Origin of the sequence: Paenibacillus sp. FSL W7-1332, assembly GCF_037969785.1 — a bacterium.
In the GTDB taxonomy this organism is placed as follows: domain Bacteria; phylum Bacillota; class Bacilli; order Paenibacillales; family Paenibacillaceae; genus Paenibacillus_AQ.
This window is the reverse complement of sequence record NZ_CP150209.1, coordinates 4,718,536-4,741,600: the sequence shown is the minus strand read 5'-3', so window position 1 is coordinate 4,741,600 and position 23,065 is coordinate 4,718,536. Positions and strand designations below refer to the sequence as shown.

Here is a 23,065-nt window from a genome sequence, read left to right as displayed (position 1 = left end):
GCCGATAAAGGTCTGCTTCTTTTTGTTGTTTTCACACTTCAGGTATATGCGGCAGTTCATACACCCGCGTTCATCGGTTCAAGCTTTTGCGCTGTCCCCAATATCGGAGGTTGACGTCAACTTCAAGCTCAAGAGGCGTTTCATCATTAATCTCTTTTTTCTGTTCCACTAGTTTCTTCCAGAGCTTCGGATCCGTTCGGTACAATTGGAGACATAACTCGTACGGATCCGCGTGTATCAATGCTGCTTTATGGAAGGTATTATGCATTTCTTTTCGCAGGGTCTCTTCTGTTAAGCGCTTCATTTCATTAATTCCAACCGTCTTGTACATTGTCTGTACCGTCCCGGTTACGTTGAGCTTGATTCGATATAAAGCATCGTTGGGTCTGCGGATAACTTCAATCGAAGAGTGCGGGTTCTCCAGTCTTATACTACCGATGGCTTCGCCATCCGTCTTAACGATGACGGCAGCGTGAGTATTAGCCGATGCTAACCAGCGGGTCCCCAGCAGATCGGAACGTTTGAGCCAGCCCATCAATTCCTTGTTCTTGATCAGAAATCCGCCGTTGACTTCCAGAATCGGATGCTGCTTCAGATTTTCCGACCAGTTCTGCGTTGAAATATGAAGGGAAGGCAGTATAACGGTGGCGGCTTTTTCCCGGTAGAGACGAATAAAGTTCACGAATTGAATCGGACGAATAAACGAGAATTGGACATAGCTTTCCCTGGGTTCATGAAGGAGCGAATGCAGGGGGGAGAGCTGAAAGAACGGAGACACCGTAAAGAGATCCTCCATTTTATCCTTGGTGCCGTAAAGCCATTTCGTATACCGGATTTCCTGCGAACGGTTGGTCAGGTCGAACACTTGGGACAACTGCTTAGGTTGTAATACGGATTCCGTAAGAACCAAGGCCGTGACATGGCCCCAAGAGACCCGCTGCTGACTCGATGTATACAAATCAATAAGGGCCTCAGTCAATGTAGTGCCGGTTCCTCGCCCGACCCAAATGGGCGCTTTTTCAGTTGGCTTGCTGCTTTCTTGCTTGGCAATCGTGGCAAAGTCGAGCATCTGCACATAGATGATATACTTATTGTCCATATAATCGATACCCAAAGCGGTGATATAGTTGATATCCTGTACTTCTTTGTTGTCCCAGCAGCCGGAGAGCAGCAAAGACAGCATACTCAGGAGCATCAATACCCGTTTCATAGCGCGCCACCCTTTTTTCGCTTACCCGGAAATCGCATGAGGTTTCCAATGATTTTGGAAATGGAGAACGGGGAGAAGGGGGCAAGGTACGGCTGTCCGAAGGGATTATGGTTGGCTGCATACTGAACGATTAAGAAGAGCGAAATGAAGAAGCCGAATAACCCGAACATCGAGGAAAGGGTTAGGACAAAAAAGCGAAGGATCGTCTGCGTGACAACAAAATCCTGGTTGGAGTGGGTGGAGCCCGCAACGAAGGATAGTGCACCAATCACCGTCATCGTCGGGGAAAAGAAACCGCCCCGAATGGCGGCGTCGCCGATAATGATACCGGATACAACCGTAATGGTTGACGCGATGGGAGACGGCATCTGCATGCCGGCTTCTCGCAGCAGGCTGAGCAGAAACAGGATGATGAGCATCTCAAACCCTGTTGGAATAGGAAGCCCGAGCCTGGTGTTTGCCACGGTTGCCAGCAGCGGAAAGGGGATTTGATCCTGATGAAAGGACAACAGCGTTATATAGAATCCTGGAAGGAAAATGGAGATTATGAATCCAACCATTCTCAGAATTCTCCAGGGCATGACGAAATAAAACGGCATTTGCGGATCCTCTGCAGCAAACAGGAGCTGCATGAAGCTGGCAGGCGCAATCAATAGCACGGGGCTTCCCTGCATAATGATGATTAATCGGCCGCGAGTTAAAGAGTCGTAAGCTAGATACGTTCTCCCCGTATAATCGAACATCGGGAGCACCGTGAAGCGATATGGCGACAAATGCTCGGCAAGCTCGCCGATGCCCACGGGAGGATCCCCGGAGAAATCATTGAGTTTATCTACGATTGCCTTGACAGTCTCCGGTATCACCTTGTCCTTTAAGTACATGATGCCGACAGAGGTTTTACTCTTATCGCCCAGCTTAAAGGAGGAATAGACAAGGCCGGGAGATTTCAGCCGTTTGCGAATAAGCGATACATTGATATCCAGATCCTCGACAAAACCGTCACGAGGTCCTTTGACAGAGGTTTCTGTAGTACTTTCTTCAGGTGCACGTCCAATACTTTTACTTGCGCTGTAAGAATAGAGCATGTTGTCCTTTGGAAAATACAACGCAACATAACCAGAGTAAACAATGTCATCGACCGACTCCATGTTGGACTCGTATATGTCAAGGGTAAGATGATATTCCAGATGTTTTGGATCGAACGGTTGTCTTTGGGAAACCGCCATATTCCATTCTTTACTGATAACAGGCAGCAGAATTTTGGACAGCAGTTGTGAATCGCACATTAACGGACTGTAAACTAGGATCGCCCATGGCAATAAATCGCCTTCCTCACCCGGATAAGACGTAATGTATACGTCATCGGAATCGGTATAACGGTCTCGAAGTTGTTGCTCTGTCAAGGTCACGATTGAGGTTCTCCTTTCGCTGAAGTGGATTTCTGTTGTTGCTGTTGTTGCTCGGGCTTGCGGATCAGGAAGAACAGCAGCAGGCTTAAGATGGTAATATAGATGGCGGACACGGGCAAAAAATAGTCGGCCATCGCATAATACATTTTGAGATTGCTGATCGGGGAGGCGCACAAAATAATGAGCAGCGTGGAAACGGCTAATATGCCGACACTTTGTTTGGACTTGGGAAGCAGGGTTTCGCAGAGCATAAAAATCGAAACCGATATCGAGATGTAAGCACCGCTAAGCCATTGAAAAATGGATAAAAAATCGACATGCTCCACGAATTTGCCTAACTTAACGAGACGCCACTGTTCATAGGCAGGATACCGCTGAAGCTTCATTTCTTCCGGACCAAATTCGGCAAGACCTCCGACGGTGGGTCCGAACGTCAGGAATATGAGGACGACATGGATGAGTAGGATCGTAAGAAAACTAGGCTTTTTCTGAAGATGGGGACGCAAGAATAATATCAATATAAACTGGGATAGCCCTCCGAACATAACGGGGATCCCGCTAATCACCGGCAGGAAGCCGTCCTCCAGCACGGGCAGCAGATAGTTATAGTTTTTTACTTTAACGTTGGATAAGGATACGAAGATCCCCAGCAATACAACAAAAGGAAGCAATATGCCGGCAGATACGCCGATGGTCTTTATGCCGTGATTCATAGTGACAAGACATAACACCATGAGTATCAATGCCGTTGCAATGACGGGAGTTTGGATCATATAGGAGGACTTCGTCCAATCGATAACTTCCTTCAAGGTATAGAAGGCAAAGGCGAAAAAATACAAACCTGACATACTCATCACCAGCAGGCGGAACCCTCTGCCGCTGCTTTCGTCTAACGCCTGCGTGATGGAACGATTGCCGATTTTATTGATAATCCCGTAAATAAGCAGAACCCAGGGCAAGAATAATACGGCGGACACCATAATGGTGATCCAGGCATCCCGTCCTGATTTCTCCAGAAGCACGGGTATGATCATGACATGATTGGTCAAGCCGGCCGTAAGCATCATAATCATAAACGCCTGATTCGTTGGAATACCGCGAGCTCCTGACATGTGTGATCCCCCAATTCAGCTTTCTTCCCGTTTATGGTTCACGGAGAACAACCAAAATATGCGAGAGAACCCAGCAAGAGGTTAGGACATAGCATTCTGTTTTTCCAAAAAGGTATTTTTAGGTCGGCCGCCTTGTACATAAAGCACGGACGTTCCCTTCATAATAAGGAAAGTTTTGAACGAACCATAACAATATTCTGGAGGATTGAGCCGTGAACAAAGGGGCGAAGACGGAGGCAGGGAACTTGAAATGGTGGCAGCTATCGCTGCTGGGGGTTGCATCAACGATCGGCACAGGGTATTTTCTCGGATCTGCATTAGGTATCCGGCTGGGAGGACCGGCTTTTCTTCTATCGATAATACTGGCGGCGACAGCCACCTTCTTCGTATTCGATGTGCTGTCGCGGATGACGGCCGAGGACCCGCAGAAGGGCTCGTTCCGAACCTATGCCAAAAAAGCCTACGGCCGGTGGGCAGGCTTCTCAACAGGATGGATGTACTGGTGCTCCGAAGTGTTGATCATGGGGAGCCAGATGACGGCGCTTGCGATTTTCTCGCGGTTTTGGTTTCCCGGCGTTCCGATGTGGATATTTGCGTCAGGTTATGCCGTATTGGGATTGTTTGTCATATGGATCGGGAACAAAGGCTTCGACCGGCTGGAGAATGTTTTGGCTGTAATTAAGGTCGCCGCGATTGTCATGTTTCTCGTCATTGCTGCCGCCGCCTTGATGGGGTGGTTAAAAGGAGGATCGAAGCTGCACGTTCCTGGCAGCCTGAACGCAGTTTTTCCGGCAGGCGGCATGGGCATGTGGTCGTCCTTGATTTTTGCGTTTTATGCCTTTGGCGGAATTGAAGTCATGGGGGTCATGGCGATTCGCTTGAAGAATCCGAAGGAAGCACCCATAGCGGGTAGAGTGATGATACTGCTGCTATCCATCGTATACGTTCTTTCTATTGGCATGGCGGTGATCATGGTAGCCTGGAATCAATTCTCAACGACGAAAAGTCCCTTTGTTGTCGCGTTAAGCTCTTACCAGCTTCCTTTTATTCCGCATATCTTTAATGCTGTATTGATTATAGCCGGTTTCTCGACCATGGTTGCCTCGCTGTATGCAGTGACCACGATGCTCGTTACGTTATCCGAAGATAAGGACGCTCCCAAGCTTTTTTCCAGGAAAAAGTTTAAGCGGGATACGCCCATATATGCACTTTCCCTTACAGCTATCGGATTGATTGTATCCATTGTGTTGTCTTTGCTCATGCCAGGCAAGATTTATGAATATTTAACGACCGGTGCGGGACTTATGCTGCTGTATAATTGGTTCTTCATCCTCATATCGGCGGGCCGGCTTATAGAGCTTACGGTTTGGGGCAAAATCAAAAGGTATATCGGGATGCTATTGATTGCGGCTGCTGTCAGTGGGACCGCGCTGCATCCCACAAGCCGCCCGGGGCTCTGGATCAGTCTCGGATTTATCCTGGTAATCGGCCTGGTCGTGCTATTCATGCGCTCCGTGTGGAAGAAATCCGGGCAAGGCCGCGCGAGAGAGGCGGACAAGCCCAAGTTCCGTCCCAAGCCGGCCCGTTAGAATATGAGCGGATATAGCAGGGCAAGAGCCCGAATTCCAAAATAAACGCCGAAGATAATCAACGAGAGTCCGGAAAGAATGGAGACCAGGGAGAGGGCTCTATTGCTCAGATATCGGCGGAATACACTGCCGAGGGCTGCCATAAACAAATCCCATATCACGACTCCCGCGATCACGGCCACGCTGTAAAGAAACAGATTTCCGGATCCCTCGTCCGCCGCAGTTTTGACGAGAATGGAGCCGTAGATACCGAGCCAGAATAGGATTGTCATCGGATTGGATACGGACATGAGAAACCCGGAGAGCATACTTCTCCATAATGAATCCTCATTACTTTCTTGGCTGATCGTCACTTTATTGGCATTTAGGATGCTTTCCAGCCCGGAATAGATAAGTACAAAGGCACCGAACAGCCACAGGAAGGTCTGCATGAAAGGCGTATTCAGAAAGTGCACAACGCCCAGGTACACAAGGATCATATAAAGGATGTCCGCCAGGACCGCACCGATGCCGAATAACCATGCATGCCAAAAACCTTTCTTGATCCCTTTGTCGAGCTGCGCTGCATTGACCGGGCCTACGGGGGCTGATAGAGAAAGTCCCAGAATCATGTAGCTAATAAAAATACTCATTGACTTCCACCTCTCGTCATGAACATGGATAAGTAAGAAAGCTTGTACTCTCATGCTCATACATTGTATTCAGCACGTGGACAAACTAAAACTTAGAATTGGAATTTTTTTCTGTCAGGTAACCGACTAACAAACCGCGCAGCTCACTCTGCGCGGTTTTGTTTGGATTCGATTATTTGGTAGGATATAGATTGGTATTAGAAAGCAGATTTCTCAGCATTTCATATCATGAAGAAGGGGGCCATCAAGATGAGTCATCCATTTCGGATTACGGTATTGTCAGACACCCATATGCCAAGAAAAGCGAAAGAGCTCCCAGCCTCGCTACTTGAAGATATAAGGCATTCGGATCTTATCCTTCATGCCGGTGACTGGTCCAATTGGGAGCTCTATGAACAGCTTAGTCAATATGCCACGGTGGAAGGCGTAGCCGGAAATGTGGACGATGAGCGGATCATCGAACGTTTAGGTTACAAGAAGCTGGTCGAAATCGGAGGGAAACGCATTGGTATGGTGCATGGGCACGGACAAGGAGGAACAACGCCCTCCCGCGCAAGGAGGGCTTTTGCGGACACGGAGGTGGATTGTATCTTGTTCGGTCACTCCCATATCCCGTTTAAAGAACATGTGCAAGGGGTGCTGCTCTTCAATCCCGGTTCCGCCACGGATAAAAGGCGGCAGCCCCGGTACTCCTATGGAAGGATGCTCATCGAGAACGGAATACTGGAGGCGCATCATGTTTTTTACGATCAGAAGTAAGCGTATATGAAGGCATTGGCAAAATCAGTAAGGGGTTGCCTGCTTTTGAAATATCCCGCTTGAGGTTAATTAATAGAAGTCCCCGATATGGTAAATCATGTGGATGAGAGGATTGTTATGTTAAAGGAAGAAAAGCATGAGCGTGTAATTCAGGTGGGCCTGTCCGGATGGGGAGATCATGACAAGCTGTATGATGAAGGGGCGAGGCCTTCGGACAGGCTGGAAATGTACAGCCGGCATTTTCCCCTCGTGGAGATGGACAATTCGTTCTATGCCATACCGTCACCGGAACAAATGAATAAGTGGGCAGCTGCCGTACCAGACCACTTTGGTTTTATTGTAAAAGCCTATCAAGGCATGACAGGTCATGCACGCGGCCAGGGCAAGGACAGATATCCCAGCGTCAAATCGATGTTTGATCATTTGCTCACGTCAGTTGAGGAATTGCGGGCTGCGGACAAATTAAGGACCGTTCTGTTTCAATACCCGCCCTGGTTCGGGTGCGAACGCAAACACGTGGACATTCTGAAGCGTACGCGGGAGTGGATGAAGGATGTGCCCGTAGCCCTGGAATTTCGGCATCAGAGCTGGTATGCGCCGGAGTTTCGGGAGAAGACGCTTGAGTTTATGCGAAGCGAGGGCTGGATTCACAGCATAGCCGACGAGCCGCAAGCAGGCATAGGATCCGTACCGGTCGTGCTTGAGACAACCAGTACGGAGGCTGTGATGGTCCGGATGCATGGACGTAATGCCGAAGGGTGGCACTCCAGCGGTCAGCCCAATTGGCGCGAAGTGCGATATTTATACCGTTACAGCTTAGAGGAATTGGAGCAGTGGAAGGTATGGATCGAGCAATTGCTTGAGAAGTCGAAGCAGTGCTGGATTATATTCAATAACAATTCGGGAGGCGATGCTTCCGATAACGCCAAACAGCTTCTCCAGCTGATGGGGATGGATACCGGACCTGAACCTCTGCGGCAGATGGACTGGCTGGAAGTGGATATTTTTTCTGATTAATGACTTTAATTGGAACCCTATACAGAGAATTGGGTGGTTCGTGGACAAATCGTCAATAAATTGACGCAAATTCATCTGTTTCTGAGATCATTATTATATATAAAGGGTATTTTCGGTATTGAGGCCAAGTGTATTATAATGTAATCGTAAGAAAACGTTTATTAAATGTAAAATGCAGTACGTAAAATGTAAAATTAGAAATTCCGTCCTTGAGCAATCAAAATAATCTGACGGAGGGAGTCAGCGATGAAGACCCTTGACAGAATGACAGATGGACCTTGGCAGAAATATCACGGTCCGAACTTGGGGTACATTCAAGATCAGTATGAGAAGTTTTTGCAAGACCCGCAATCTGTGGAGCCAGGATACCGTGAGCTGTTCGCCAGCTGGGGACCGCCTCCATCTTTGGAAAACAATGAAAAGAAAGCGGATTCGCAGGGACAAGGTGTTAGCTACGACCCGCAATTACTGAAAAAAGGGGTAGCTGCCGGCAAACTGGTATGGAACATTAGAACCTACGGTCATCTGGCCGCCGACATTGATCCGATTGGAATTGGAAACGAAGCTGACACGCGTCTGCTTCAACCAGAAAGCTACCAACTCAGCCAAGCGGATTTGGCAGCCCTGCCTGCAGAGATCGTCTGGGAGGAGGCTCCTAGCGATGTCAAGAATGGCTTAGAGGCAATCCAGCGGCTGTTACAACTATATACAGGCTCCATTGCCTTTGAATTTAGCCATGTTCACGATGAAGAAGAACGCAAATGGCTCAACCAGCAGGCCGAATCGGGACGTTATTTGTCCGCCATGAGCGTAGAAGAGCGCAAGGGGCTTTTGAAAAAGCTGCTTGAGGCCGAGCAATTCGAGGAATTCCTGCACCGCACGTTCGTAGGTGCGAAACGTTTCTCGGTTGAGGGCAACGAAGCACTCGTACCGCTGCTTGACGAGATCGTTCGCCAAATGGCCGAAGTGGATGTCAATTCCATCCTCGTGGGGATGGCACACCGCGGTCGCTTGAACGTCCTGGCTCATGTACTGGGCAAGGATTACAGCAAGATTTTCTCGGAGTTCATGCACTCTCCGAATAAACATCTCGTTCCATCCGAAGGCTCCATGGGCATTAACTATGGCTGGACAGGTGACGTGAAATATCATTTGGGCGCGGACCGTTATCTGAAGAAGGATGAAGCACGGCAGGTTCGGATTACCCTTGCAAACAACCCGAGTCACCTGGAATACGTCAATCCGGTAGTAGAGGGCTTTGCTCGTGCTGCTCAGGAGGATCGCAGTGAAGCGGGTTATCCGAAGCAGGATGTAAACAAAGCGCTGAGCATTCAAATTCATGGTGATTCCGCGTTCCCTGGCGAAGGGATCGTGCCGGAAACCTTGAACTTTAATAAACTGCCGGCATTTCGTACGGGCGGATCGATTCACATTATCGTGAATAACCGTATCGGATTTACGACAGAAGGCAAGGATTCCAGATCCACTCATTATGCGAGTGATTTGGCGAAAGGATATGAGATTCCGATTATCCACGTGAACGCGGATGATCCGGAAGCATGTATCGCGGTTGCTCGTCTAGCCAGTGATTATCGCAACAAGTTCAAGAAGAGCATTCTGATTGATCTTGTCGGTTACCGGAAATATGGCCATAACGAAACCGATGATCCGGAAACAACCCAGCCGCTGATCTACCAGAAGGTGAAGAACCATCCAACCGTCAGCGCGATTTATATGAAGAAACTGGTGGATGGAAACATTCTGACCCAAGAACAAGTGGACGGTCTGAAGAATAGCGTTCTGGAGGTCCTGAAGAATTCTTACGAGAGCGTGAAGTCGAAGGATCCTGTTGATCAGATCCTGCTGGGGCTGAACGCTACTGACGGTAAATCCAAGACGGAAGTAGCTACGAATGTGTCTGCAGAAGTGCTGCGCGGGATTAATCGCGAACTTCTGCAGTGGCCGGAAGGCTTTACGGTATATCCGAAGCTTCAACGTATTCTCGAGCGCCGCAGCAATTCGCTCGACGAGGGCGAGAAGGTGGACTGGGGCCATGCCGAAACGCTGGCTTTCGCTACGATTCTTGCCGACGGCAAGCCGATCCGGATTACGGGACAGGATGCAGAACGTGCAACGTTTGCCCATCGTAACCTCGTGCTTCACGATGCGGTTAATGGGGAGACCTTCTGCCCGCTGCACCGGTTGCCACAAGCTAAAGCATCGTTTGCGATCCACAACAGCCCGTTGACCGAAGCAGCCGTCGTTGGATTTGAATATGGCTACAATGTGTACTCTCCTGAGACTTTGGTGATCTGGGAAGCGCAGTATGGTGATTTCGTTAACTGTGCCCAGGTTATCATTGACCAGTTCATCACAGCCGGCCGCTCGAAGTGGAGACAGAAGTCCAGCTTGGTTATGCTGCTTCCTCACGGGTATGAAGGAAATGGTCCTGAGCACTCCAGTGCAAGATTGGAACGCTTCCTCCAACTGAGTGGAGAAGACAACTGGACGGTTGCAAATCTGACTTCCGCTGCTCAGTATTTCCATCTGCTGCGCAAACAGGCTTCCTTGACCGAAACGGAAGATGCCAGACCGCTGGTGATTATGGCTCCGAAGAGCTTGATTCGTAATCCGCGCGTGGCATCGCCTGTGAACGCGTTTAGTGAGGGCGGTTTCCAGAAAGTGATGGAGCAGCCGGGTCTTGGCCAATCACCGAAGAAGGTGGAGCGCCTTGTTCTGTGCTCGGGGAAAGTTGCAATCGATTTGGAGGATGCGCTGGATAAGCAGAAGGATCAGGATCAGTCCTGGATTCATATTCTTCGTGTGGAACAGCTGTATCCGTTCCCTAAAGAAGAAATTTCCCGTGTGCTGCAGAAGTATCCGAACCTGAAAGAGATTCTGTGGGTTCAGGAAGAACCTCAGAACATGGGCAGCTGGAGCTTCATGGAACCAAGAATTCGTGAAATTGCACCTAAAGGCACAGAGGTCCGTTACAGCGGACGTCCTGAGCGTTCGAGCCCTGCTAGCGGCTATCAGGATGTTCATGCTTATGAGCAACAGACCATCATTTCTTTTGCCCTTAATCGTAAAACTATAAATCAAGAGATCTCATTGGGGAGGTAGCGGCTGTGAGCGAAATTACTGTACCAGCTATGGGCGAATCCATCACCGAAGGAACGATATTCAAATGGCACGTTAAAGAAGGGGATAGCGTTAACATCGGTGATGTGCTGCTCGAGTTAGAAACGGATAAGGTTAATCTTGAAATTAGCGCAGAGTCAGAAGGCGTTGTGGAAAAAATCCTTCGTCAAGAAGGGGAGAATGTAACGATCGGTGAAGTTATCGGTCAAATTTCTCCGCAGGAAGGCGTTGCAAGCGCTCCGGCAGCGAAGGCGGCTGAAGCACCAGCATCCGCACAAACGGAGGCTGCTCCGGCACCCGCAGCAGAAGCACCGAAGCCGCAAGCTCCGGTACCGGCTCAGAACGAGGAAGGAGCGGGTCTGACTGCATCGCCATCCGCACGCAAACTGGCTCGTGAACGCGGGATTGATCTGGACCAGGTACAGGGCCGCGACCCAATCGGTCGGATTTACCATGATGATGTGAAGAATCATAATGAAGCCAAGCAGCCTGCTGCACCGAGCAAGCCTGCAGCTACCACTGCTGCACCGGCAGCACAAGCGCCGGCCGCTGAGTATGGCAAGCCGGTAGAACGCACTCGCATGTCCCGTCGTCGTCAAACGATTGCGAATCGTTTGGTCGAAGCGCAGCATACGGCTGCCATGCTGACTACCTTCAACGAAGTGGATATGACAGCGATCCTGGATGTGCGCAAGCGCCGTAAGCAAGCTTTTCAAGAGAAGCATGACGTAGGCCTAGGTTTCATGTCCTTCTTCACCAAGGCGGTTGTAGGTGCGTTGAAGAGATTCCCGCATCTGAATGCCGAGATCGATGGCGATGATATTGTTGTGAAGAAATTCTATGATATCGGTATAGCGGTGTCCGCGAAAGAAGGACTTGTTGTTCCGGTCGTGCGCGATGCAGATCGTCTTGGCTTTGCCGAGATTGAGAAGGAAATCGGCAATCTGGCTGCGAAGGCTCGTAATAATGCGCTGTCCTTGTCTGAACTGCAAGGCGGTACATTTACGATTACGAATGGCGGCGTCTTCGGCTCGCTGTTGTCTACGCCGATCCTGAATACGCCGCAGGTGGGTATCCTCGGCATGCACAAAATCCAGCTTCGCCCGGTAGCGATTGATGCTGAGCGTATGGAGAATCGTCCTATGATGTACATCGCATTGTCTTATGATCATCGGATCGTTGATGGTTCCGAAGCGGTTCGCTTCCTGGTAACGGTTAAAGAGCTCCTTGAAGATCCAGAGTCGCTGCTTCTGGAAGGCTAACTCTCCAAGCTTTGCGACACAATCATAATAAGAAGGCCGCATGGACATTGCCATGCGGCCTTCTTACATTAGCGATTATGATTTTGATTTATCGTTATCGTTCGGATCGGGGAGATCCCGAGGGTTCCAATTTTCAGCCTGAGGCTCCACATCCTGATGTTTCTTTACCTTGTCTCTTTGTTCCTGAGAGTCATTCTCCGCATTCTGCTGATTGCGTACTTCCTCGCTGTTGGGTTGTTTCATGGGAATACCTCCTTCAGTCGATATAATACATACATACCCGGTATGGCAAAAGACAAACAGGCCTCGGACATCAAGTCATTTGATTTTCATTGGGGTTGAAGTTAACATGGTAACTGATAGTCCATTACATAAATCATGATCATTATAGATAAACGAGAGGAGAGATAGGCATTATGGCGAATCCATCCCAGCGTACGCTGCTGTTTACAGGTGCGTATGCGGAAGACAACCAAAGCGGAGTATGCGTATATGAATTTAATGAGGATAGCGGCGAATTGAAGCTGCTTGATGAGGTGTTCGGCATTAAGAATCCGACCTTCCTGAACGTGGACCCGGAAGCCAGACGTTTATATGCCATTGGCGAAATTTCAGAGGATGGCGGTAAGGCTGGCGAGATCATCAGCTTTGAGATTGACCCTGTTGCCGGCAAGCTGACCGAACGGAGCCGTGTTCGCAGTGTGAGCAGCTCTACTTGCCATATCCAGCGTGATGAAGCGAGTAAGTATCTGATTGTTTCGAGTTATCATGGAGGCTTGGTAGGTCTTCATCCGATCGGGAAGGATGGACAAGTCGGTGATCTGCTGGATGAGAAGAGACATGCCGATCTCGTGACTGTGCGGGAAGATCAGCAATCCAGAGCACATTCGGCGTTTTATAGTCCGGATGGTCAATACGTGTTCGTACAGGATTTGGGACTGGACAAAATTCTCGCTTACACGGTAAATGAGAATGCCCAAGAATTGAGCTTTCATGGCGAAACCCAGCTGGAAGCGGGCGTAGGCCCTCGTCATCTGGCGTTCCACCCAAGCGGTGTTTACGCATATGTCATCAACGAGCTGAATTCCAGTGTCACGGTGCTTCGCTATATCCAAGACGAAGGTCGTTTTGAGGTCCTGGAGACGATATCGACACTGCCTGCGGATTTTGACGGAGAGAGTTACTGCGCCGAAATCGCCGTGTCTGCGGATGGCAAAACGGTATATGGATCTAACCGCGGACATGACAGCCTTGTTGTATTCAACGTGCATGAAGATACCGGTCGCTTAAGCCCGGTCCAGTATATTTCGACAGAAGGCGGGCACCCGCGTCATTTTACACTCATGCCTGGGGGCAAGTTCTTGGTTGTTGCCAATAGAGACGGGAATAATCTTGTATTATTTAAGGTGAATCCGGAGGATGGCAAGCTTGCCTTTACAGGATATACGGTCTCGCAGTCCAAGCCGGTATGCGTAAAACCAGCGGTATTCCAGCTTTAGGTTCGAAAGAACAAGTAATCGCATAGCGAATGAACGTAGAGATCGTTCTTACGCTCGAATGGTAAGCTGTTTACCATGATGAGTCGGGGAGCGATTTCTTTTTTACTGACTGGAGTTTTTGGGCAGAGAGGAGATTGATTACGTACACGCAACATAACAGCTCGAGGCACCAAGATTCAGACACGGACTCGTTGGGTTATCTATAATCAGGAAAACTTAAACGAGGAGGTTGTGGCAATGTCAACTAATCAACGTTTGGATGGTAAAGTAGCCATCGTTACCGGTGCTGGTTCCGGAATCGGCCAGGCCGCAGCCCTTCTTTTGGCGGAGCAAGGAGCTAAACTGCTGTTGATCGACATTGATCGTGAACGCGTGGAGAAGGTTAAACAAACGATTGAACAAGGCGGGGGCGAAGCGCTAACCGGCAACTGCGACATTTCCAAAGCGGAATCGCTGAAAGATTGCTTTAGCCAGGCTGCCGAGAAGTGGGGAAAGATTGATATCGTGTTTGCCAACGCCGGGATCAACGGGACCAAGGCCCCGATCGAGATCATGGAGCTGGATGAATGGGATGCTACGATCAACACTAATCTAAGAGGAACGTTTGCCACGGTTAAATACGCGATTCCCTATTTGAAGGAGCACGGAGGAAGTATCATCATTACGAGCTCCATTAACGGTAACCGGGTATTTACCGGCTTTGGTTTCTCAGCCTACAGCACCACGAAGGCCGGGCAGGTGGCTTTCATGAAGATGGCGGCTCTGGAGCTTGCACGTTATAAAATCCGGGTGAATGCCATTTGTCCCGGCGCGATTGCCACCAACATTGATGAGAGCACCATTGCGAAGCCAGAGCTGGACGAGGTGACGATCCCGATTGAATATCCGGAAGGAGACCAGCCCTTGGCGGATGGACCGGGACAGCCTTCACAGGTTGCCCAGCTTGTAGCATTTCTTGCATCCGATGATGCTTCCCATATTACCGGCACTGAAATCTACATTGATGGGGCGGAATCCCTCATTCATTGATCATCTACAAAGGCCGATTTGACAAAACCGGACGTTTTCCTCATAATGAATGAACGTATTGTCAAATTGAATAGTGGTGATGAAGATGGGGATGGGGATTGTTGTTGTGGAAATATGCGACAGCAACTTGATGAGTGCTTTGGAACTCGAGCATCTTGAGGAATTGTATCCCGAAATCGCTGTCCTGCGGGCTGATTGCATGAATCTTTGCGGTCTGTGCAAGCTGCGGCCATATGCACTGGTGAATGGTAAACGTGTATTCGCGGCAACGACGGAAGAATGCGTCGAGAAGATCAAAGCTGCTATCGAAGCTGAACTGGCTGTTTTCCATGATATTTAATACGTCTGAATGTAGACGAGATCGTATAGTAAAAGGGCAAGGTGCGAGTGATTCGCACCTTGCCCTTTCGTTTGGTTATAGCATTTATGGCTGGCTTGGCTCAGGAAGCATTGTGGCTTGCAGCCACAATTTCTTCACACTCCGCAGAGCAGCAGCTATGATGAAGCTCCTCACACTCTTCGCAGCATACATGCTGCAGGTGACAAGCGTCATTATCGCAATTGATATACCGATCTTCAGGCTTTCCGCAATGGTGGCATTTACCAACGATGACATCCTCGTCCGTTTGATTGATCGGCACGGCAATACGCTCATCAAATACATAACATTTCCCGTCGAACAGACGGCCTTGGACTTCAGGGTCTTTACCGTAGGTGACAATGCCGCCCTCAAGCTGGGCAACGTCTTTGAAGCCTTCCTTAAGCATGAAGCCAGTCAGCTTCTCACAGCGAATGCCCCCTGTGCAGTAAGTCAGGATGGTTTTATCCTTGTGCTCGCTCAGGTTCTCGCGAATCCACTCCGGAAACTCACGGAACGATTGCACCTCTGGACGTATCGCATTGCGGAAGTGGCCGATATCGTATTCGTAGTCATTCCGCCCGTCGATGACGATGACATCATCACGCTGCAAATGTTCAAAGAATTCCTGAGGCGACAAGCGTTTTCCGCTAATCTCGTTAGGGTCGAGCTCATCTTCCACCCGGAAGGTAACGAGTTCTTCGCGGTGACGGACAAACATCTTTTTGAATGCGTGCCCTTCGGAAGGGTCAATCTTAAATACCATGTCCGCAAATAGCGGATTAGCGTGCATATCCTGCATATATTGTTCAGTTTGTTCAATCGTGCCGGATACCGTGCCATTGATGCCTTCGGAGGCAATCAGAATCCGTCCTTTGAGTCCGAGATCTTTGCAGTATTGCAGATGCTCGTCTTTGAACGCTTCAGGGTCCGGGATTTGAACAAATTTATAATAGAGAAGGATCTGATAGTTCTGTTGCTCTGACATGATTTAATCACCTGTTCTTTTTATATATTCAGCCATACGTGTACCTATAGAATTGTAGTGAATTCACTCCACATAGTCAACTTAAATGTATAGAAAGTTTGGCATGATATGTGAAATTAAAGGGTTTCATGAACGCCTGAAAGCGGTTATGATGAAGGGGTGAGCAGGAGAACACTTTCATTATTGGAGGCGTTGAACAGCATGGTACATATCGAACAGAATGCACTCGTATTGTTTCAGGGCGACAGTATTACCGATTGCGGTCGAAATTACGAGGAGTCGGACAGTTTGGGGAACGGATATGCGCTGATGGCTGCTGCCCGGCTAAGCATGGAGCTGCCTTTGAAAAGGCTGCGTTTTGTAAACCGCGGAATCAGCGGTAACCGGGTCGTCGATTTGCGGGGGCGTTGGGAGGAAGACTGTATTGATCTGGATCCGACATGGGTATCCATCCTGGTCGGTATTAATGAGACCGGCAGGAAGTATAACCGGGGTGAAGCAACATCGGTGGAAGCCTACTATGAAGGGTATCGTGAGCTTCTTATCCAAACCCGCGAGTTAACCGGTGCAAACTTTATTCTCATGGAGCCGTTCTTGCTGCCTGTTACGGAAGCGAAGAAGGAGTGGCGGGAGGATCTGGATCCCAAGATTCAGGCCGTTCGGGAATTGTCGCGAGAATTTGAGACGTTGTACGTTCCGCTCGACGGCATTTTTGCTGCAGCCAGCTCCAAGATAGAGATGAGTTATTGGGCAGCTGACGGTGTTCATCCTTCACCGGCAGGTCATGCGCTCATGGCCGAAGCGTGGTTAGCAACGATGCATGGCCGATCGATTTTGTAGACATTGATTTTTTTTCTACTATATAAATAATACTTCATTTGGCTGACATCCCCGGAAGCATGTGACATCCGGGGATGTTCTTTATGTAAACCATCATACGCTTTATAAAATCTTGATTGACGAAAACAATTGGGTACATATAAAATGTTCATAATAGACCGTTGTTCAATTGGAACGACCTATTTTTTGACTTTAATGCTTTCGTCGATGAAAGCGGGGAAGCGTTGTCGCTTTATGTAGAAAATTATGGTTTAAGAACGAAGCGGTTAACCAATGAGAGGGGAATCATGATGAAGAGAAAAATGTGGTTATCACTAACACTCTCCGCACTGCTGGTTACGGCGGTAGGATGCGGGGACAAGCCGGAAGGCGGCGGTACGACTCAAACGGGAAGCGGCGGAGAAGCGGAGAAGAAATCCTATAGCATCGCTATTTCGCAGATCGTAGAACATCCATCTTTGGATGCAACGCGTGAAGGCATTCTGGCAGCATTAAAGGATGCCGGAATTTCCGAGGATGACAATACGCTGAAAATCGATTACAACAATGCGCAAGGCGATCAAGCGAACAACCTGTCGATCGGTCAGAAGCTGAAGGATACGAAGTCGGATCTGGTGGTCGCTATCGCAACCCCGTCCGCACAGGCCGTGGCTGAGAACGTAAAGGAGAAGCCGGTGCTGTTTGCAGCGGTGACGGATCCGGTTGACGCGAAGCTGGTGAGCGACCTGCAGAAGCCGGGTGGCAACGTCACCGGGGCATCGGATACGAATCCGGAGGCAGCTAAACAGCTGATGGATTTCATCAGCACTAACTTCCCGGACGTGAAGAAAATCGGCCTTGTCATTAACGAAGGGGAAGCCAATGCAGTGGTGATGGCAAAGACGGCTGAAGAGGCGCTTGCCGAGCACGGCATCGAGCTGGTTAAGGCAGCTGTCACAAACACTTCGGAAGTGAAGCAGGCCGCGGAGTCGTTAGTCGGCAAGGTAGATGCTTACTATATCACGTTGGATAATGTCGTGGTCAGCGGCGTTGACGCGATTATCCAAACGGCACAAAAGAATAAAATTCCGTTCTTCTCGAGCGACCGCGATACGGTGGAGAAGGGGGCTTTTGCAACCGTCGGATTTAAGTATTACGACCACGGCTATCAAGTTGGACAAATGGCTGTAGAGATCCTGAAAAACGGCAAAAATCCGGCGGACATGGAAGTGACGAAGCCGGATAAGCTGGATCTGATTCTGAACACGAAGGTTGCGGCTGACTATGGTATTGAAGTGACCGACGCCATGAAACAGGAAGTCAAGGACCCGGACAACAACATCATCGAGTAACTGTAAGGCGCGGAGATAACAGCCCGCGCCTTACTTCTGAATCCTTAAGGAGGTCAATGACATGCTGGATTTCGTGATGAGGCTGGATGGTCCGATTGAATTGGGGCTGTTGTATGCGCTGATGGCACTTGGCGTATATATTACGTTCCGGATTCTGGATTTTCCGGATCTGACGGTAGATGGAAGTTTTACAACAGGTGCAGCGATTGCGGCGATTCTGATTACCAACGGTGTGAATCCATGGCTTGCGACGCTGGCTGCATTTGCCGGAGGCATGTTAGCCGGTATCTGTACAGGCCTGCTGCATACCAAGGGCAAGATCAACGGTTTGCTCTCCGGCATTATTATGATGATTGCCTTGTATTCGATCAATATGAGGATTATGGGTAAGCCTAATATTTCGTTAAGCCAGGAAGCGAATATCTTCGGATCGATCGATCCGATCTATATAATGTTGGTGATCGTAATTATCGGAAAACTGCTGCTGGATGCATTCTTCCGCACGGATCTTGGTCTTGCGCTGCGCGCGACAGGAGATAACAAGCGAATGATCCGCAGCTTTGGAGCGAACACGGACACAACAACCATTTTGGGGCTTAGCATTTCAAACGGTCTGGTGGCCTTATCCGGGGCCGTAGTTGCTCAGCAGTCCAGTTTTGCCGACATCAGTTCCGGTATCGGAATGATTGTGATCGGTCTGGCATCCGTCATTATTGGCGAAGCCGTGCTGGGGACCGGTTCGGTATTCCGGACGACGCTGGCTGTAGTCTGCGGTTCGATTATTTATCGGATTGTTGTTGCCGCTGCTTATGAGATTCCATGGCTGGAAGCGTCGGACTTGAAATTGATCACCGCGATCATTGTCATTATTGCTCTCGTGGTTCCGACCATCAATCGGGCGATGAAACAGCGTTCACAGGCACGGAGGCGCTCAACCGAGCTGTTAGCTGCGCAAGGGAAGACCAAAGGAGGTGCGCTCTGATGCTGGAAATGAACCGTGTGTCCAAGCTGTTCAATCCGGGAACCGTGGACGAGAAGATTGCCTTGATGGATGTCAATCTTCACTTGAAGCCGGGGGATTTCGTAACGGTTATCGGAAGTAATGGTGCAGGTAAATCCACGCTGATGAATATTATTTCCGGGGTAATGAAGCCGGATGCAGGCGAAGTGCGCATTGACGGCACTTCGATCGGCCATCTGCCGGAATTTCGTCGCAGCCGCTGGATCGGCCGGGTATTTCAGGATCCGATGGCGGGCACTGCGCCGCATATGACCATTGAAGAGAATCTCGCGATGGCTCATCGCCGCGGCCGGTCCCGCGGGCTAAGCATTGGCGTTACAGCTTCCAAGCGCGCGGGCTTCCGCAAGCATTTAGAGCGGCTCGGCATTGGTCTCGAGGATCGGCTCCGAGCCAAAGTAGGGATGCTTTCCGGAGGGGAACGTCAAGCGCTAAGCTTGCTGATGGCGACCTTCACTCAGCCGCAAATCCTGCTGCTGGATGAACATACGGCAGCGCTTGATCCGGCACGTGCGGAGCTGATCACCCGAATAACCGATGACATCGTACGCGACATGAAGCTGACCACGCTCATGGTCACACATAACATGGAGCAAGCCATCCGTCTAGGCAATCGCCTCATTATGATGGACAAAGGACGTATCATTCTGGATGTGAACGAAGAGCGCAAGAAATCTCTGACGGTGGAGCAGCTGCTCGGGGAATTTGAGCAGATTAGCGGTCATAAGCTGTCGGATGATCGTTTGGTTCTTGGGTAAGCATCTTGCGTTGAGACGGGAATCATTCTATGAATAAAACGCTAAGCCTTCAATCTTGACAGGCTTAGCGTTTTTTTATACGCTAATTTTTTCCTGGCCAGTTATCTATCAAGGCCGGTTAATAATATGACTGGTTTCAGTTCCATCGCTTTTTGCAAGGATTCCTGATAACGTGTTAATGTTGGGTGAGTCACATCTTTAATCGGGAATAACATCAAGAGTGTGCTTTGAAAATGCCTGACGACCGCTAAGCTTGAACTAGCGGACATTTGAATATAGGAGGCTTATTCCTTCATGGTCGTTCGTAAAGATGATCTGCAGATGAAAATATTGCTAGTGGAAGATGATAAAACAATTGCGTCCGGGCTGGAATATTCGCTGAAGCAAGATCGCTTTTCTACCGTTCTTTGCTATGATGTCGAATCTGCAAAAAAAGTGCTCACTGAAGATATAGATCAATTCGCTCTATGTTTATTTGATTTATCGCTTCCGGATGGAAGCGGTTATGAATTGTGCAGAATGGTGAAAGACCAACGAGATATTCCGGTCATCTTTCTAACGGCGATCGACGATGAGGTCAATGTCGTGATGGGGCTTGATATGGGAGCCGATGATTATATTACAAAGCCTTTTCGTATTCGCGAGCTTCTCTCGCGGATCAAGTCCGTCCTGCGGAGATACCATAAGTCGCCTCAGACCCAAGGGATCATTAACCTGAACCAGGTTCGCATGAATACGCTGGAAGGAAAAGTGTATAAAAACGGCGCCGAAATTTCATTGACCGCTTTGGAGTATCGCTTATTGTTGATTTTTGGTAACCATATTGGGCAAGTTCTATCAAGAAATCAGCTTTTGGAGCAGATTTGGGACGTGGCAGGCGACTTCGTGAACGACAATACGCTAACGGTATATATCAAAAGGCTGCGGGAAAAGCTGGAGGATGATCCGCAGCATCCCACGATGATCAAAACGGTACGCGGTTTAGGATATAAGGTTGGTGATTAGATGCTGCGTAATCGAGAGATTCGGATTTTATTGTTGATCATGGGTTCCATCAGTTTAGCGGGGGGCGTTGCAGCTGCTTTTATTTCGTCTGTAGCTGCGGCGCTCGTTTTCATCATGTCTATTTTACTTATGGGAAGCAGTCTGTTATTCACGAGATGGAGATACCGCGAACTTGAAAAGCTGTCCGTCTATTTGCGTGAAATTAGCAGCGGTAATTATTCACTTGACGCTCGCGATAATCAAGAAGGCGAGCTTAGCATTTTAAAGAATGATATTTATAAAGTGACGCTTATGCTATCAGAGCAGCGGTCGCTTCTGCAGCGAGACAAAACGGGGCTAACGGATGCCATTTCCGATATCTCGCATCAGCTTAAAACGCCACTTACCTCCATGACGGTGATGGCGGATTTATTAAGCAAACCCGACCTACCTCCAGCGAAAAGAACAGAGTTCACTCGCAATATCCGTATTCAGCTTGAACGAATCGATTGGCTTGTTTCTTCCTTGTTAAAGCTATCGAAAATCGAGGAAAAGACAATCCAGTTCAAAAAAGATCAGGTATTCGTAAATAAGCTTATACAAAAGGCATTAGAACCGGTGTTGATTCCGTTGGAAATCAAGGACCAAACGGTAACCATCAAGGGTGATGACAACGTCTCATTTGTCGGTGATTTCAAATGGACGGCCGAAGCGCTCATTAATATATTGAAAAATGGCGTCGAGCACACGCATGAAGGCGGAAGCATAGCCATTTCTTTTTCCGAAAATGCGCTATTTACGGAAATTATCATTGCCGATAACGGTAAAGGAATTCCAAAAGAAGATTTACCTTATATATTTAAGCGTTTTTATAAAGGGAAAAATGCGAGTGAGGGGAGCATCGGCATTGGTCTTGCGATGGCTTACAGCATCATTGCAAGCCAGAACGGAGTGATCGATGTGACAAGCAGCAGCGACAAGGGTACGCAATTTCGAATTAAGTTCTATAAACAAGTGATTTAATCGTAAGTGACTGAACTGTCACCTTCATCGTCACTGAAAAGTCATTTTAGACAGATAAAATGATAGTCAACAGATGAACGATGGAGGTACGACCATGCATTTGAAGCAACAACGCCAGATTATTTTTGCTATCACGATTTTCTACACCCTGTTTATTTTTTATTTTTTGTTTTTCGCTTTCGGCAGAGTAGGTAAGGTAGATCAAATCTCCGAGTACACCTTTATATTTTTGCCTGACAGTTTCTTCAGGTTGCCAAGACTAGATCTTCTACATCCTACGCTGATGGATCTTGTGGGTTTCGGGAACATCGCCGCGTTCATTCCTTTTGGCATATTGATTCCGTTGTTATATCGGACTAGCTTTGTTCGCTTTATGACCTTGTTCATCCTATCCATTCTCGTGCTGGAGACGATTCAGGCGCTAACATTCCTCGGCAGCTTTGACATGAACGATGTCATACAGAACTCATTGGGGGCAGCCATAGGCTTCGGGGCATACAAACTTGCCTTTCGCACGAACAATAACTGGAAAAATATTGTTTATGCCGGTTTTTCTGGTTTAATCCTTATGCTCGGGGTGTGGGGTGTCTTTGGGATCGTTGACCAAGTGTTCACCAAAGAGATGAGCCCCTTTGTAGCGATAAACGATTTAAGGGATAGTACGGGGAATCCTTCAACGGGAACCAAACTGAACACTCTTAAGATAAGCGGTCAAGACGTGGAACCCCAATATAATGTGTACAGCATCGAAGGCAAAAACAAGGAAACGTACACGTATACGTTTGGCAATAAGAAGGAGGTGTACCTCTTTTTGAATTATGGGATTCCCGATCAGGAGGATTCCCGAGGCAGCATTAGGGTTACCGCCGATGGACATGAGTTCCTGACTGTATCTGTAGAAGCCGGACGCCATGAGCCGGATATGAGCTCCATTTATCTCCCTCAGGCCAATGAGCTTACGATAACCATTGAGGGAAATGTAACCCTGTGGGATGTTGGATATAAAGAGATGGTTTATAGCTGGAATTGAGCATGAAGGGGCGCCCATGCTTCCGAAGTGAGTTTTGTACGAAGTCGATTCAAGAAGTAACGCCCACAAAACTTTT

General features: G+C 48.7%; 21 protein-coding genes. 15 read left to right on the top strand and 6 right to left on the bottom strand.

What is annotated here, in order from left to right:
• Window positions 1-70 precede the first annotated feature (70 nt).
• Genes MKX98_RS21225 through MKX98_RS21215 form a run of 3 tightly spaced genes read right to left on the bottom strand, consistent with a single transcriptional unit; the run spans window position 71 to window position 3,731 of the window.
• Window positions 71-1,210, bottom strand: a complete 1,140-nt coding sequence (locus tag MKX98_RS21225; protein WP_339218242.1) for a Ger(x)C family spore germination protein — start codon at window positions 1,208-1,210, stop codon at window positions 71-73.
• The gene (locus tag MKX98_RS21220; RefSeq protein WP_339218240.1) at window positions 1,207-2,619 is read right to left on the bottom strand and encodes a spore germination protein; all 1,413 of its coding nucleotides are present in this window, start codon (window positions 2,617-2,619) and stop codon (window positions 1,207-1,209) included. The genes MKX98_RS21225 and MKX98_RS21220 overlap by 4 nt, the downstream gene beginning before the upstream one ends.
• On the bottom strand, window positions 2,616-3,731 hold the full coding sequence (locus tag MKX98_RS21215) for an endospore germination permease (protein ID WP_339218238.1): 1,116 nt from the start codon (window positions 3,729-3,731) through the stop codon (window positions 2,616-2,618). Before MKX98_RS21215 ends, MKX98_RS21220 begins: the two co-directional genes overlap by 4 nt.
• Window positions 3,732-3,943: 212 nt before the next feature.
• On the opposite strand from MKX98_RS21215, the gene MKX98_RS21210 reads away from it, so the two are divergent.
• Complete coding sequence (locus MKX98_RS21210) at window positions 3,944-5,320, top strand: amino acid permease (protein ID WP_339218236.1); 1,377 nt, start codon at window positions 3,944-3,946, stop codon at window positions 5,318-5,320.
• Here the strand turns inward: MKX98_RS21210 and MKX98_RS21205 are convergent.
• Window positions 5,317-5,952 (bottom strand): LysE family transporter, encoded by a 636-nt coding sequence (locus tag MKX98_RS21205; RefSeq protein ID WP_216531952.1) that lies wholly within the window; start codon window positions 5,950-5,952, stop codon window positions 5,317-5,319. The genes MKX98_RS21210 and MKX98_RS21205 overlap by 4 nt on opposite strands.
• 249 nt (window positions 5,953-6,201) lie before the next feature.
• Here MKX98_RS21205 and MKX98_RS21200 point away from each other — a divergent pair, with 249 nt between their 5' ends.
• The 4 genes from MKX98_RS21200 (at window position 6,202) to odhB (ending at window position 12,131) form a co-directional block, all read left to right on the top strand.
• A complete protein-coding gene (locus MKX98_RS21200) occupies window positions 6,202-6,711 on the top strand; it encodes a metallophosphoesterase family protein (RefSeq protein WP_220684658.1) in 510 nt (169 codons plus the stop codon).
• Between the two features lie 117 nt (window positions 6,712-6,828).
• Window positions 6,829-7,728, top strand: a complete 900-nt coding sequence (locus tag MKX98_RS21195) for a DUF72 domain-containing protein (protein ID WP_233355001.1) — start codon at window positions 6,829-6,831, stop codon at window positions 7,726-7,728.
• 246 nt (window positions 7,729-7,974) lie between these two features.
• Window positions 7,975-10,851: a 2-oxoglutarate dehydrogenase E1 component gene (locus MKX98_RS21190; protein ID WP_339218233.1), complete on the top strand. Its 2,877-nt coding sequence runs from the start codon at window positions 7,975-7,977 to the stop codon at window positions 10,849-10,851.
• 5 nt (window positions 10,852-10,856) lie between these two features.
• On the top strand, window positions 10,857-12,131 hold the full coding sequence (odhB, locus tag MKX98_RS21185) for a 2-oxoglutarate dehydrogenase complex dihydrolipoyllysine-residue succinyltransferase (protein ID WP_339218231.1): 1,275 nt from the start codon (window positions 10,857-10,859) through the stop codon (window positions 12,129-12,131).
• Between the two features lie 75 nt (window positions 12,132-12,206).
• Here odhB and MKX98_RS21180 read toward each other — a convergent pair whose 3' ends face one another.
• On the bottom strand, window positions 12,207-12,374 hold the full coding sequence (locus MKX98_RS21180) for a hypothetical protein (protein ID WP_181469796.1): 168 nt from the start codon (window positions 12,372-12,374) through the stop codon (window positions 12,207-12,209).
• Window positions 12,375-12,547: 173 nt separating this feature from the next.
• On the opposite strand from MKX98_RS21180, the gene MKX98_RS21175 reads away from it, so the two are divergent.
• From MKX98_RS21175 to MKX98_RS21165, 3 genes are all read left to right on the top strand, one after another.
• A complete protein-coding gene (locus MKX98_RS21175; protein ID WP_339218228.1) occupies window positions 12,548-13,630 on the top strand; it encodes a lactonase family protein in 1,083 nt (360 codons plus the stop codon).
• Window positions 13,631-13,867: 237 nt separating this feature from the next.
• The gene (locus tag MKX98_RS21170) at window positions 13,868-14,659 is read left to right on the top strand and encodes an SDR family NAD(P)-dependent oxidoreductase (protein ID WP_194543474.1); all 792 of its coding nucleotides are present in this window, start codon (window positions 13,868-13,870) and stop codon (window positions 14,657-14,659) included.
• Between the two features lie 91 nt (window positions 14,660-14,750).
• A complete protein-coding gene (locus tag MKX98_RS21165) occupies window positions 14,751-14,999 on the top strand; it encodes a DUF1450 domain-containing protein (RefSeq protein WP_015736210.1) in 249 nt (82 codons plus the stop codon).
• Between the two features lie 100 nt (window positions 15,000-15,099).
• Here MKX98_RS21165 and MKX98_RS21160 read toward each other — a convergent pair whose 3' ends face one another.
• Window positions 15,100-16,005 (bottom strand): rhodanese-related sulfurtransferase, encoded by a 906-nt coding sequence (locus MKX98_RS21160; RefSeq protein ID WP_194543473.1) that lies wholly within the window; start codon window positions 16,003-16,005, stop codon window positions 15,100-15,102.
• Window positions 16,006-16,206: 201 nt separating this feature from the next.
• On the opposite strand from MKX98_RS21160, the gene MKX98_RS21155 reads away from it, so the two are divergent.
• The 7 genes from MKX98_RS21155 (at window position 16,207) to MKX98_RS21125 (ending at window position 22,989) form a co-directional block, all read left to right on the top strand.
• Window positions 16,207-16,845, top strand: a complete 639-nt coding sequence (locus MKX98_RS21155) for an SGNH/GDSL hydrolase family protein (RefSeq protein ID WP_113058746.1) — start codon at window positions 16,207-16,209, stop codon at window positions 16,843-16,845.
• Between the two features lie 290 nt (window positions 16,846-17,135).
• Window positions 17,136-18,176 carry an ABC transporter substrate-binding protein gene (locus tag MKX98_RS21150; RefSeq protein WP_220687367.1) on the top strand — a complete coding sequence of 347 codons (1,041 nt, stop codon included), beginning with the start codon at window positions 17,136-17,138 and terminating at the stop codon, window positions 18,174-18,176.
• A 61-nt stretch (window positions 18,177-18,237) separates the two neighbouring features.
• Window positions 18,238-19,158: an ABC transporter permease gene (locus MKX98_RS21145; RefSeq protein WP_194543472.1), complete on the top strand. Its 921-nt coding sequence runs from the start codon at window positions 18,238-18,240 to the stop codon at window positions 19,156-19,158.
• The gene (locus MKX98_RS21140) at window positions 19,158-19,952 is read left to right on the top strand and encodes an ABC transporter ATP-binding protein (protein WP_194543471.1); all 795 of its coding nucleotides are present in this window, start codon (window positions 19,158-19,160) and stop codon (window positions 19,950-19,952) included. The genes MKX98_RS21145 and MKX98_RS21140 overlap by 1 nt, the downstream gene beginning before the upstream one ends.
• Before the next feature lie 321 nt (window positions 19,953-20,273).
• Complete coding sequence (locus MKX98_RS21135; protein WP_339224536.1) at window positions 20,274-20,957, top strand: response regulator transcription factor; 684 nt, start codon at window positions 20,274-20,276, stop codon at window positions 20,955-20,957.
• Complete coding sequence (locus MKX98_RS21130) at window positions 20,958-21,959, top strand: HAMP domain-containing sensor histidine kinase (RefSeq protein ID WP_339218224.1); 1,002 nt, start codon at window positions 20,958-20,960, stop codon at window positions 21,957-21,959.
• 94 nt (window positions 21,960-22,053) lie between these two features.
• Window positions 22,054-22,989 (top strand): VanZ family protein, encoded by a 936-nt coding sequence (locus MKX98_RS21125; protein WP_220684660.1) that lies wholly within the window; start codon window positions 22,054-22,056, stop codon window positions 22,987-22,989.
• The last annotated feature ends 76 nt before the right edge of the window (window positions 22,990-23,065 follow it).